The sequence below is a fragment of the Mesorhizobium sp. M3A.F.Ca.ET.175.01.1.1 genome (assembly GCF_004791945.1).
Classification (GTDB): Bacteria; Pseudomonadota; Alphaproteobacteria; order Rhizobiales; family Rhizobiaceae; genus Mesorhizobium.
The window spans coordinates 85,798-98,088 of record NZ_SRTP01000009.1; the positions used below are offsets into that span (position 1 = coordinate 85,798).

At 63.9% G+C, this 12,291-nt stretch carries 9 protein-coding genes; 7 read left to right on the plus strand and 2 right to left on the minus strand.

Annotation, left to right across the window (positions count from 1 at the left end; genetic code table 11):
• Nucleotides 1–320: 320 nt before the first annotated feature.
• Together EN818_RS20390 and EN818_RS20395 are read right to left on the minus strand one after the other, a co-directional pair.
• On the minus strand, nt 321–2,156 hold the full coding sequence (locus EN818_RS20390) for a DUF882 domain-containing protein (RefSeq protein ID WP_095806482.1): 1,836 nt from the start codon (nt 2,154–2,156) through the stop codon (nt 321–323).
• A 378-nt stretch (nt 2,157–2,534) separates the two neighbouring features.
• Nucleotides 2,535–4,079 (minus strand): sigma-54 dependent transcriptional regulator, encoded by a 1,545-nt coding sequence (locus tag EN818_RS20395; RefSeq protein ID WP_095806296.1) that lies wholly within the window; start codon nt 4,077–4,079, stop codon nt 2,535–2,537.
• 155 nt (nt 4,080–4,234) lie between these two features.
• On the opposite strand from EN818_RS20395, the gene EN818_RS20400 reads away from it, so the two are divergent.
• The 7 genes from EN818_RS20400 to EN818_RS20430 all read left to right on the plus strand — a co-directional run bounded on the left by EN818_RS20400 (nt 4,235) and on the right by EN818_RS20430 (nt 11,961).
• Entirely contained in the window at nt 4,235–6,073 is a 1,839-nt protein-coding gene (locus tag EN818_RS20400) for a M3 family oligoendopeptidase (RefSeq protein ID WP_176478373.1), read from the plus strand.
• 300 nt (nt 6,074–6,373) lie between these two features.
• Nucleotides 6,374–7,051 (plus strand): proton-conducting membrane transporter, encoded by a 678-nt coding sequence (locus EN818_RS20405; RefSeq protein ID WP_095806294.1) that lies wholly within the window; start codon nt 6,374–6,376, stop codon nt 7,049–7,051.
• Between the two features lie 165 nt (nt 7,052–7,216).
• Nucleotides 7,217–8,362 carry an aminodeoxychorismate synthase component I gene (locus EN818_RS20410; protein ID WP_095806293.1) on the plus strand — a complete coding sequence of 382 codons (1,146 nt, stop codon included), beginning with the start codon at nt 7,217–7,219 and terminating at the stop codon, nt 8,360–8,362.
• Nucleotides 8,311–8,973: an aminotransferase class IV family protein gene (locus EN818_RS20415; protein WP_095806292.1), complete on the plus strand. Its 663-nt coding sequence runs from the start codon at nt 8,311–8,313 to the stop codon at nt 8,971–8,973. The genes EN818_RS20410 and EN818_RS20415 overlap by 52 nt, the downstream gene beginning before the upstream one ends.
• A gap of 35 nt (nt 8,974–9,008) precedes the next feature.
• Nucleotides 9,009–9,944 (plus strand): DUF3445 domain-containing protein, encoded by a 936-nt coding sequence (locus EN818_RS20420; RefSeq protein ID WP_095806291.1) that lies wholly within the window; start codon nt 9,009–9,011, stop codon nt 9,942–9,944.
• 111 nt (nt 9,945–10,055) lie between these two features.
• Entirely contained in the window at nt 10,056–11,501 is a 1,446-nt protein-coding gene (locus tag EN818_RS20425) for a homospermidine synthase (RefSeq protein ID WP_095806290.1), read from the plus strand.
• An 85-nt stretch (nt 11,502–11,586) separates the two neighbouring features.
• Nucleotides 11,587–11,961: a hypothetical protein gene (locus tag EN818_RS20430; protein WP_095806289.1), complete on the plus strand. Its 375-nt coding sequence runs from the start codon at nt 11,587–11,589 to the stop codon at nt 11,959–11,961.
• Nucleotides 11,962–12,291 lie beyond the last annotated feature (330 nt).

Here is a 12,291-nt window from a genome sequence, read left to right on the forward strand (position 1 = left end):
CGCTACACACTTCTGGGCGATATGCATTAGGTCCTTGTCTTTATGCATGTCGTTTTCGCAAGACCGCTGCAAACCTTTGCGCGACATGCAGTGAGGCGCTGCCGGCAGGGTCACGGCGTGTCTGACGGCCTCGGCGCTTCCGGCTTCGTGGGACAATTTGGCTGGCTCGGATTCGGACGGATTGCCGTTGCCGATCGCTGTCGTCGGCTGGTTTCCGCCCATTGGATTGGAAGCGCCGCAACGGTGCCTTGCGCCACCTAGTCCATGACGAAAAAAAGCCGCGCTCTTGCCGGGCGCGGCTTCTCTGGATGGCAAGTCCGCTATTTCGTCTGAAACCGTGCGACCGAAAGGAACTTCACCGCATTGCCGCTGAACCGGCTGGCATCCTGCACCTCGCCGTCCGTCTGGAAGCCCGCCGTGTAGACCTCGCTCGGCGCCGTATGGACGATGTTGTAGGCATAGCGCGGACCCGTCGTCGGGTCGGAAACGGCGGCGATATTCTCGCCGCTGCCCAGGGCCCAGCGCGCCGCCTGCGGCGGCGCTGCGACCACCATCGCCTTCGGCCCGGGTTTCAGGTCCCGGGTGGAAGGCCTGGCTTCCTTGCGCGTTGTCTTCACGCCGGCGCCGATCGCCTGCGCAGGATCGGTCCCGGCGGGGCGGGCAGCGATGGCGTCCCGCGGCGATGCCGCGTCGAGACCCGAGGGATCGTTGAAAGCGGAACGGGGCTGCGGTTCCGTCAGCGACGCAAGCTGATATTCGGCGCCGCTCGCGCCGGCCTCGGTCGTTGCGTTGGCCTGTTCGAGAACTGCCTTGATCTCATCCGGCTTGCTCGCATCGGGCCGCTCGGTCGGCAGCACCGAGAACGCATCGGTCGCGCTCTTGTCCTGCGAAGCCGTATCGGCCAGAGCCAGAAGCACAGCCTTGTCCTTGGGCGCCAGCTCCGCCGGCAAATCCGGCCGCCGGGTGGGCAGCGGAACGTTGTTGACCGCGACCTGGGCCGGATCGGCGCCGGTCTGGGGCGCACCGGAGTCGGCCATGCCGAACGGCACATTGGCCGGCGCATGAGCGGTCGCTACAGCCTGCTCGGTCGTAGCCGTGGCATCCGCCATACCGAATGGCACATTCTCAGGCGCCTGGCCGACATCGGCCTTCGGACGCGGCGCGAAGGCCGGCAACGGAATCTCCTTCGGCGGCAGCGCGGCGATGATGGTCTCAGGCGTATCCTGCTGCGGCTGCGAATCGTCGCTGCCGTCGTCGGCGATCTGCGGAATGTTGGCGCGCTTGGCGTCCTTCGGAGCGACGATTGCGATGCCCGGCAGATTGCTGCTCTTGGCCATCGCCACCTGCTTCACGACCTTCTGCTGAGGCGCCGGAGCGCCGCCGCCGGTATCGGCGTCATCATCGGCCTCGTCTGCGCCGCCACCAAACCAGGCTGCAAGCAGTCCGCCAGATCGCTTGGTCGAGCCTCCGGCACTGGCGAGTTCGATGTTGGGCGTCCCGGCACCCTTGCGTGCCTTGTAGGCAGCCATCGCCTGTTCGTAGCCCGGCAGCGGCCTGCCGTCGCTCGGCACATGCAATGTCTTGCCGTTCGGGAACAGGCTGACCAGCTCCTGACGGCTGATCCCCGGCCAGTGGCGCACATTGCCGACATCCATATGCACGAAAGGCGAACCCGACGTCGGATAGTAACCGACGCCGCCGCCCTGCATCTTGAGCCCGATATTGCGCAGCTTCTTCAGCGGCACGCCGGGAATGTAGAAGTCCATCGCCTTGCCGAGCATGTGCTGGCTTTTCTCGGCAACGCCCCTGCTGCGGCTGCGCAGCATCGAATTCGTGGCCGGCGAACGATAGCCGCAGACGACCTGGATGTAGTCCGTCGCCCCGGCCTGCCGATAGGCTTCCCACACGAGGTCGAGCAGCCGCGGATCCATCTTGGTCGGTTCGTTGCGGCGCCAGTCGCGCAGGAGGATGTTGATCTTGCGCAGGCCTTCCGGATCGTAGCGGCCATTGCGCTTGAAGACGATCTCCGCCTTTTCGTGCGTGTGCAGGTGATAGAGCTTCAGCGAACGAACTTCGGCCCTCGCCCCGGACGAGGCAGCTGAGAGAACCCCGACGGCCAGAATCACGGCAGCCAGCCATCTCGGCCAGACGCTCATGTGGAAATGCCGCCCGTTCTTGTATCGCTCGACTTTGTTCAAATCAAATGGCCTTGCAGGCTGCCGTTTGTCCCCGGATTTGACCAAACGGATGCAGAACTAGCACATCCGAATATCGACCCTAATGGTTAATCATCGCTTATTGAAGCCGAAATGCGGTAACACCATGGCGATATCCCGTCAAAAATGATGCACTGCGTTTCGTGGTAAATCACTGGTTTAGATCATGAATTCGGCTCAAGCCGAAACACGATCTGTTACCGCCAGCCTTATTGCGTGATCGCAGCGTGCGAATCGCAGGAAATCCAGGCTGCCCGAGTCGGGAGCCAAAAAATTGATTCAAACTTGAAACCGAGGGGCCCGCCGGGGTCTTCCGATTCAGGAGGCGAGCCGATCGACACGACCCGCTTCGGGATCAATGCCATATTCTTTCAACTTTCGGTAGAGTGTCGACCGGCCTATGCCCAGGCGCCGGGCGACCTCGCTCATCTGCCCGTTATAACGGTCGATCGCCAGCTTGATCATCTCGAGCTCGACCTCGGCCAACGCCCGCACGTTGCCGCGTTCGTCGAGCGCCCTGAGCGTGCCGAAGCGAGGCTGCAGCCTCGCCGGCGCTCCATATCCTGCGCCCTCGCCGCTGTCCTCGGCGGAAGCGACGCCATTGACCGCCGACGGTTCGTCCACGGCCATTTCGGCGACGGCCGATGCCGGCTCCGCCTCGAGTATGATCGTGCCTTCCACCTGGGCCCGGATCTGCGGGAATTCCTCCTCGGTCAAGAGGTCGCCATCGGCGAGCACGGAGGCTCTGAAGACGGCGTTTTCCAGCTGGCGGATGTTGCCCGGCCAGTCATAGGCCTGCAGCATCGCCAGCGCCTGGGCAGATATGCCGGTGAGGCGGCGGCGCGGATCGGCGGGCGCGACCTTTTCCATGAAGTGCCGCACGAGGTAAGGGATGTCGTCGCGGCGGTCGCGCAGCGGCGGCACGAAGATCGGATAGACGTTCAGGCGGTAGAACAGGTCCTCGCGGAATCTGCCATCTTTGACCTGCTGCAAAAGGTTGCGATGCGTCGCCGAGATGAGACGAATGTCGACCTTCACGGTCGAACGGCCGCCCACCGGGTCCACTTCTCCCTCCTGCACGGCGCGCAGCAGCTTCACCTGCACGTCGAGCGGCAGATCGCCGATCTCATCCAGGAACAATGTTCCCGAATGCGCTTCGACGAACTTGCCGGTGTGCTTGTCGGTCGCGCCGGTGAAGGAGCCTTTTTCGTGCCCGAACAGGATCGACTCGACGAGGTTGTCGGGGATGGCACCGCAATTCACGGTGACGAAGGGTTTCGAGCGACGATCGCCGCTGCCCTGGATGGCGCGTGCCACCAGTTCCTTGCCGACGCCCGATTCGCCTTCGATCAGGATCGGAATGTTCGAAGCTGCTGCCTTCTGGCCGAGGCGGATGACCCGGTCCATCGCGGGGCTGCGGGTGATCAGGTCCTTGAAAGTCAGATGGCCGCCGCGCCGCCGCGACGCGCGCTTCACCTCGTCCTCGATTGCCTCGACCTTCAACGCGTTGGAGATCGAGGTCTGCAGCCTGTCGGGCGAGGCAGGCTTGACGACGAAATCGAAGGCGCCCTGGCGCATCGCCGAAACCACGGTCTCGATGCCGCCCTGCGCCGTCTGCACGATGACCGGGACGTTGATGCCGCGCTCGCGCATCGCCTTCAGCACGGCGATGCCGTCTAGGCCGGGCATGACCAGGTCGAGGATGACGACCGACACCTCGCGCGCATTCGACCCGTCGAGCACATCGAGGCCTGCCTCGCCGCCGTCGGCGACGATCGCGGTGTGGCCGAACCTCGTCACCGCGGCCTCGAGCAGCCTGCGCTGCACGGGATCGTCATCGACTATGAGTATGGAACCTGTCATGACTGTCTTGAGTTGCCTGCCCGAGAAACCCCATGGATCATCTTGGCACAGGGTTCTAAATAAGGTTTCAAAAAACCCGGTGAACGAATTCCTTAGGATTTGACCGGCTTCTCCTTTCCCTTTGATTCTGGTCGTGATTCAAAAAGGTATTGCTGATGCGGATGATGTTTGGTCGGGGGCTTGCAGCGACGGCGTCCGGTCAGGGTGCGGCGGAACTCGGCGACCTGCCGGAATGGAATCTCGCCGATCTCTATGCCGGCATGGATGCACCGGAGTTGAAGCGTGACATCGCCAGGGCTGCAAGCGATGCCATCGCCTTCGAGACCCGCTGGAAAGGGACGCTCGCCGCAGAGGCCGGGCGCGGCAGCAGCGGCAGGCTCGGCGAAGCGCTGAAGGCCTACGAAGCGCTGGAGGAACTCATCGGCCGCATCGTGTCCTATGCGGGGCTGATCTATGCCGGCAACACCGCCGATCCGCAGCGCGCCAAGCTTTACGGCGATGTCCAGGAAAAGATGACGGACGCCAGCGCGCATCTCCTGTTCTTCGCGCTGGAACTCAACCTGATCGAGGATGCGATGGTCGAGGGCGCGCTTGCCGCCGATCCGACCTTCGCGCATTACCGACCCTGGGTGCTCGACCTCAGAAAGGACAAGCCCTATCAGCTGGAAGACCGGGTCGAGCAGTTGTTTCATGAGAAGTCGGTGACCGGTCGCGGGGCCTGGAACCGCCTCTTCGATGAGACGATGACCGATCTGCGCTTCGACCTCGACGGCGAAGAACTGGCGCTGGAACCGGCCCTCAACCGGCTCCAGGACGCAGACGGCGAAGTGCGCCGCCGCGCCTCCGAGGCGCTCGCCGCAACCTTTCGCAAGAATCTGCGCACTTTCACCCTCATCACCAACACTCTGGCCAAGGACAAGGAGATTTCGGACCGCTGGCGCGGCTTCGAGGACATCGCCGATTCACGCCATCTCGCCAATCGCGTCGAGCGCGACGTGGTCGACGCGCTGGCCGCTGCCGTGCGGGAAGCCTATCCGCGCCTGTCGCACCGTTACTATGCGATGAAGGCACGCTGGCTCGGCATGGAGGTGATGAACCACTGGGACCGCAATGCGCCGCTGCCGGAGACCCCGCAGGCGGTGATCCGCTGGGACGACGCCCGGGATACGGTTCTGTCGGCCTATCAGCGCTTCTCGCCCGAGATGGCGGAAATCGCGCGCGGCTTCTTCGACCGCAAATGGATCGATGCGCCGGTAAGGCCCGGCAAGTCGCCCGGCGCGTTCGCCCATCCAACCGTGCCGTCCGCGCACCCTTACGTGCTGCTCAACTACATGGGCAAGCCGCGCGATGTGATGACGCTTGCGCATGAACTCGGCCATGGCGTGCACCAGGTGCTGGCCGCCGGCCAGGGCGCGCTGATGGCGGCGACCCCGCTGACCCTGGCGGAGACCGCTTCCGTCTTCGGCGAGATGCTGACCTTCCGCTCGCTGCTAGACCAGACGGCCGACAAACGCGAACGAAAGGCCATGCTCGCCCAGAAGGTCGAGGACATGATCAACACGGTGGTGCGCCAGATCGCCTTCTATGAATTCGAGCGCAAGGTGCATGCCGAGCGCCGCAACGGCGAGCTGACCTCGGACAGGCTCGGCCAGTTCTGGCTGGAAGTGCAGGCGGAGAGCCTTGGACCCGCGATCAAGCTGCGCGATGGCTATGAGGTCTTCTGGACCTACATACCCCACTTCATCCATTCGCCTTTTTACGTCTATGCCTACGCCTTCGGCGATTGCCTGGTGAATTCGCTTTACGCGGTCTACCAGAATGCGGAGCGCGGCTTCCAGGAGAAGTATTTCGAGATGCTGCGCGCCGGCGGCACCAAGCATCATTCCGAGCTGCTGGCGCCTTTCGGCCTCGATGCCACCGATCCGGGCTTCTGGCAGATCGGCCTCGGCGTGATCGGGGCCCTCATCGATGAGTTGGAGGCGCTCGAAAGGTGACGGCGTGTGCTAGGGGAGCACAAGCCAGAAAGCGCGTGTTCGGGCCAGGTCTATTTCTTACCTAAATATCTGTTCTTCCACGTGTCTGCGCCTTATGATAGCCTCCAGCCAAGCTCAGCCGGACGGATCAGGCAGCCAGAGCGGGCTCTCGTTGCGCTCGGCGAACGCGAGGACGGGGCATCGGCGAAGGCCAGTGGCCGGCAGCTGAATGAGGCCGGGTTTTCTCGACTGCGAAGCCAATGACGATGACTGCGGCAAGGTCGCCCCTCTGGGCCCTGGCCGGCATCGGACGAGGAGAGAATGAGCACCTTCTTCTACATGCTCTTGGCCTTCGTTGCGGGTGTTTTGCTGGGCTGGTTCATATGGGGCCGATTGCGCAGCGACCTCGACAGCCTTCGCGCCGACCTTGATCGCACGCGCGGTGACCGCGACAGGATGCGTGCCGACGCCGATCGGCTGGCCGGAGAACTCGACGCATGTGTCCGCGCCCGCGACGACATCGAGCGCCAGCTTCGCGAAGCGCCTACCAAGCCTGCCGGGGTCGGTGCAGACAAGGCCTCGGCGCCGGCGCCTTCGGCGCTGATTTCGACACCTGCTGCCGCCCAGCCCTCAACGCCAAGATCGAAGCCTGCCAGGAAGCCGGCCGCGCCAACGGCGGCTGCGCCGCCGAAAAAGGCTGCCGTGGCTCCGAAGAAGAGCGCCGCTCTCAATGCGGCGGGTGGCAAGGCCGACGAACTGCGCCGCCTGATCGGCATCGGGCCGGTCAACGAAAGGCTGCTCAGGGAACAGGGCGTCACGACCTATGCCCAGATCGCCGCCTGGAGCGAGGACGACGTCAAGCGTATCGAGGAAGTGCTCAGTTTCGACGGGCGTATTGCGCGCGAGAAGTGGGTCGAGCAGGCGAAACTGCTGGCTGCCGGCGATGAGGCGGAATTCGCCCGTCTCTTCCCCTCGGCGGGAACCGCCAGCAACAGCTGATGCCGCTCGCCTACCTCAACGAAAGCGGCGTTCGGCGCGGGCGCCGTTTTGGGGCAGGTATTTGGACCAGAGCCGGCTTTGCGCCGCCCGACGCCGTTCTGTCGATTGCACCTCGCCGAGCCCCCATATAGAGCGATCGACGGCAATTGATCGCATTCGAGGCTCATGTCCCTGCCTTCCGCAATCTTCCGCAACGACGAGACCGCTCGCCAGCTGGTCTTCGATCGTCCGCATGAGATCATCGTCGCGCGCAGCGCGGACGAGTTCGCGCCCGCGCTGGAAGCCGCGCAGGCGGCATCGGACCAGGGCAGATGGCTGGCGGGCTATTTCTCCTATGAGGCCGGCTACCTGCTCGAGCCGAAGCTGGTGCCGCTGCTGCCGGAAAACCGCCGTGCGCCGCTGATCTGCCTCGGCGTCTTCGACGCTCCCGTCGAGCAGACCGTGCCGGGCAGCAACGGGGCCGCCACCAACGGTCCGATCTTCGACGCCAGGGCGGCCTGGTCGGCAGACGACTATGCCATCCGCTTCGCGCGGCTTCACGACCACCTTCGCAAGGGCGATTGCTACCAGGGCAACCTGACTTTTCCGGTGCACGCGCAATGGTCCGGCGATCCGCTGGCCGCCTTCAACGCGCTGACCGCGCGCCAGCCTGTGAAATACGGCGCGCTGGTTTCGCTCGGCGACCCGGTCGTGCTGTCGCGCTCGCCCGAACTGTTCTTCGAGATCGACGCCGAAGGCATGATCGAGACGCACCCGATGAAGGGCACGGCGCCGCGCGGCTCGACCAGGACCGAGGATGCGCGGCTGAAGGCGTTCCTTCGCAACGACGAGAAGAACCAGGCCGAGAACCGGATGATCGTCGACCTGCTGCGCAACGACATCTCGCTGATCAGCGAGGTCGGCACGCTTGAGGTGCCGGAGTTGTTTCGCATCGAGACCTATCCGACCGTGCACCAGATGGTGAGCCGGGTGCGCGCGAGGCTGCTGCCCGATGTCGGCATCCGCCGGATCTTCGCCGCACTGTTTCCGTGCGGGTCGATCACCGGCGCGCCGAAGATCCGCGCCATGGAGATCCTGCGCGATCTGGAGGGCGTGCCGCGCGACGTCTATTGCGGCGCTATCGGCTGGATCGCCCCCGGCGGCACGATGCGCTTTTCCGTCGCGATCCGCACCATCTCGCTCTTTGCCGATGGCGAGGCCGTCTACAATGTCGGCGGCGGCGTCGTCTTCGATTCCACCGCTGAGGAGGAGTATCGGGAGTGTCTGCTCAAAGCGCGCTTCGCGACGGGAACAGTGCCGACTTCGAGCTGATCGAGACGATGCGCTGGGAGCCGGCTTCGGGTTTCCTGCGTTTCGACCGCCACCTGGCAAGGCTCTATGCGTCCGCCGGCGAGTTGGGCTTCGACTGCGAGCCGCAGCCGATCGGCAAGGCGCTGATGGATGCTGTCGGCGGCCAGCAGGTCGCTCTGCGCGTCCGCCTTGCCCTGCAGCGCAGCGGCGAGGCGACAGCAGCAGCGCAGCCTTACGAGCCGGTTCCTGCCGACAAGGTCTGGCGCTTGCGGCTGGCACGAACCCGGCTCGATTCCGGCGACATGCTGCTGCGCCACAAGACCAGCCGGCGGCAGGTCTTCACGCACGCACGCGCGGAATATCTCACCAACCAGGCCGACGAAGTTCTGCTCGCCAACGAACGCGGCGAACTCTGCGAGGGCACGATCACCAACCTCTTTGCCGACTTTGGCGACGGCGTGCTGGCGACGCCCCGGCTCGACTGCGGCCTCTTGCCTGGAATACTGCGCGGCGAGCTTCTGGACGAAGGCCGCGCCGCGGAAGCCATCTACACCTTCGACGATCTGAACTCGGCGAAGGCGATCTTCGTCGGCAATTCGCTGCGCGGGCTGATTCCGGCGCAATTGGGCTGACGCCGGATCGGGCAGCCGTTTCTGTTTGAGAAAGCATGACCATTCGCCAGCCGACCCACACGCCCTATGACGGGTCCTCGAAACTTTTCACCATCGGTCTGAAGCCGCTCGAACTCGAACGCTGGATCGAGGTCGATGAATTTCTTTTGCCGCACCTTGCCGAAAAGCGACGGCTTTACGCCGAAATCCCGGAAAAAGTCTTTGTCGAGGAACACGGCACCCGCGATGCGCAGCAGGAAGTGCTCGACCTTCTCAGCGCCTATCTCCCGGCAAAATACCCCGAGAGCCATCGCGCCGCTGGCTCAACTGTCGAGGTGATCGGCCTCGAAGGAGCGGTCGACGAGCCGCCCTCCGGATTGCGAGAGGCACCGCTCTTCCGGGCTTCCCTGCTGGTCCAGGAAGACCTTATCCTGATGCGTCGCGGCGGGAACGGCTGGCGGCTCGCGGCGGGCTCGCTCTGCTTTCCCTCGTCCTGGTCCCTGCTCGAAAAATTCGGCAAGCCGCTGCAGGAAATCCATGCGCCGGTGCCGGGGTTCGGCCCCGGCACGCGCCCGGCCGATCTCATCAACCGCATGTTCGACGGACTGCAGGGCCAGGCGGTGGAACGCTTCAACTGGTCGATCCAGGCGGATGATGCGCTCTATCATCCGCTCTACAGCGCCCAGCGCATCGACCGCGCCACCAACCGTCCGACGCGCTTCGCGGACGGCGACATCAACGCCCACGCCTTTATCCGCGTCGAGCGCCAGACGCTGCGCAAGCTGCCGGTCTCGCGCGACATTCTTTTCACCATCCGCATCCATCTCGATCCGCTGTCCGTGCTCGCCCGCCATGCCGACAGGATTGCGCTGGCGGCTTCCTTTGCCGAACAGCTCAATGCCCTCGACCAGGCGCAGCTCGACTACAAGGGCCTGACCGCCGACCGTGACCGTCTGGTCGGATACCTCGCTCAAATGGCCAAGGGGGCTTGAAGAGATCGCCGGCAATTGGCGCTTTTCGCTGGTTTATGACAGTGATCTGTGGTGTAGGGCTACCGGCGAAAATTGCCGGCTTTGCCCGGGTTCGAAGGAGTGTGCGAAAAAATGGCGAATGAAAACTGGCCCGTTTACGGTGAAATCACCGGCCCTGTCGTGATGATCGGCTTTGGCTCGATCGGGCGGGGGACGCTGCCGCTGATCGAACGCCATTTCAAGTTCGACAAGTCGCGCATGGCGGTCATCGACCCGCGCGACACCGACCGCAAGCTCCTTGACGAGCGGGGGATAGCCTTCGTGCAGGAAGCGGTGACCAGGAAGAACTACAAGAAGCTCCTGACCCCGCTACTCACCAATGGCAGTGGCCAGGGCGTCTGCGTCAACCTGTCGGTCGATACCTCCTCGCTCGAGCTGATGAAGCTTTGCCGCAAGCTCGGCGTGCTCTACATCGACACGGTGGTCGAGCCGTGGCTCGGCTTCTATTTCGACGACACGGCCGACAACGCGTCGCGCACCAACTATGCGCTGCGCGAAAGCGTGCGCCAGGAGAAGGAGAAGAGCCCCGGCGGCACCACGGCGGTCTCCTGCTGCGGGGCCAATCCGGGCATGGTCTCGTGGTTCGTCAAGCAGGCGCTCGTCAATCTTGCCACCGATCTCGGGCTCGAGTTCAGCGAGCCGGCGGAGCATGACCGCGAGGGCTGGGCGAGGCTGATGAAGAAGGCCGGCGTCAAGGGTATTCACATCGCCGAGCGCGATACCCAGCGCACCAAGAAGCCGAAGCCGATGGACGTGTTCTGGAACACCTGGTCGGTCGAGGGCTTTCTCTCGGAAGGCATGCAGCCGTCCGAGCTCGGCTGGGGCACGCATGAGAACTGGATGCCGAAGAACGGCAGGAAGCACAAGGATGGCTCGCAGGCGGCCATCTTCCTGGAGCAGCCTGGCGCCAACACGCGCGTGCGCAGCTGGTGTCCGACGCCCGGCCCGCAATACGGTTTCCTGGTGACCCACAACGAGGCGATCTCGATCGCCGATTTCTTCACCCTGCGCGGCAAGAAGGGCAAGGTGCAATATCGCCCAACCTGCCATTATGCCTACCACCCCTGCAACGACGCGGTGCTGTCGCTGCACGAGATGTTCGGCGCCGCCGGCAAGGCGCAGCCAGTGCATCACGTCCTCGACGAGAACGAATTGGTCGACGGCATCGACGAACTCGGCGTGCTGCTCTACGGCCACGACAAGAACGCCTACTGGTACGGCTCGCAGCTGTCGCTGGCCGAGGCGCGCAGGCTTGCCCCCTACCAGAACGCCACCGGCCTCCAGGTCACCTCAGCGGTGCTTGCAGGCATGGTCTGGGCGCTGGAAAATCCGATGGCCGGCATCGTCGAGGCCGACGAGATGGATTACCGGCGCTGCCTCGACGTGCAGTTTCCGTACCTCGGACCGGTCAAGGGCTACTATACCGACTGGACGCCGCTCGACAATCGTCCGGGTCTTTTCCCCGAGGATCTCGACCGGAACGACCCGTGGCAGTTCCGCAACATCCTGGTGCGATAGCAGCCAGGCCTGCTGCGGTCTCCGCCTTGCAATCGCCCGGAAATCGGGCGATTGAAAAGGCGCGGAATGAGGAGAGGATTTTCAAATGACCGTTGCGCGCAAATTGCTTTCGGCGGGCGCCGCGGCAGGCCTTCTGGCCGCTGCCGCCTGCACCACCACCGGCCCGTCCGATCAGCCCTCAATGACGGCGCCCAAGGGCGTCGAAGGCAACTGGATCGACGCCAAGGGCACTGGCCTGTCGACCTTTGCCGCCGGCAGCTTCACCACTGTCGCGACCGACACCGGCCAGAAGCTGTCCGAGGGCAGCTACACCATGACCGGCCCGACCTCGGTCGAGATCCATGGCACCTCGCTGATCCGGCAGACTCCGGTCAGCTTCAATTGCCTGATGATTTCGACCAGCCAGCTCAATTGCACCAGCGCCAGCGGCCAGAACTTCGTCCTGACGCGCCGGGCCTAGAGCGCATCGCGCTGGAACGGATCAGGCGACGCGCTTTTAGGTCTTTGTTCTTATGCACGTCGCTTTTGCAAAACCGCTGCACACTTTTGCGCGACATGCAGTAGGCAATTTGCAGCAGGTGCATTCCCCTGACGTCGGGCAAATGCGTCAGGTCAGATCCGGAAAAATATCGACATGAATGAAGGATGGCGGCGTGAAGCCGCCGTCCTTTTTTGTGCCGGCAAACCGCTCCTGATTTCCGCTTGCATCGACCGAAACGCGATGTGAACATGATCCCGAGCTGACTGTAATGTTGCGGTCAAGCGAGGGGATTAAGCACCTTCGAGTCAG

Coding starts and splice junctions, on each gene's coding strand:
- EN818_RS20430 (WP_095806289.1), top strand. CDS start 11,587: ATGACCGTTGCGCGCAAATTGCTTTCGGCGGGCGCCGCGGCAGGCCTT.
- EN818_RS20400 (WP_176478373.1), top strand. CDS start 4,235: ATGCGGATGATGTTTGGTCGGGGGCTTGCAGCGACGGCGTCCGGTCAG.
- EN818_RS20410 (WP_095806293.1), top strand. CDS start 7,217: ATGTCCCTGCCTTCCGCAATCTTCCGCAACGACGAGACCGCTCGCCAG.
- EN818_RS20390 (WP_095806482.1), bottom strand. CDS start 2,156: ATGAGCGTCTGGCCGAGATGGCTGGCTGCCGTGATTCTGGCCGTCGGG.
- EN818_RS20395 (WP_095806296.1), bottom strand. CDS start 4,079: ATGACAGGTTCCATACTCATAGTCGATGACGATCCCGTGCAGCGCAGG.
- EN818_RS20405 (WP_095806294.1), top strand. CDS start 6,374: ATGAGCACCTTCTTCTACATGCTCTTGGCCTTCGTTGCGGGTGTTTTG.
- EN818_RS20420 (WP_095806291.1), top strand. CDS start 9,009: ATGACCATTCGCCAGCCGACCCACACGCCCTATGACGGGTCCTCGAAA.
- EN818_RS20425 (WP_095806290.1), top strand. CDS start 10,056: ATGGCGAATGAAAACTGGCCCGTTTACGGTGAAATCACCGGCCCTGTC.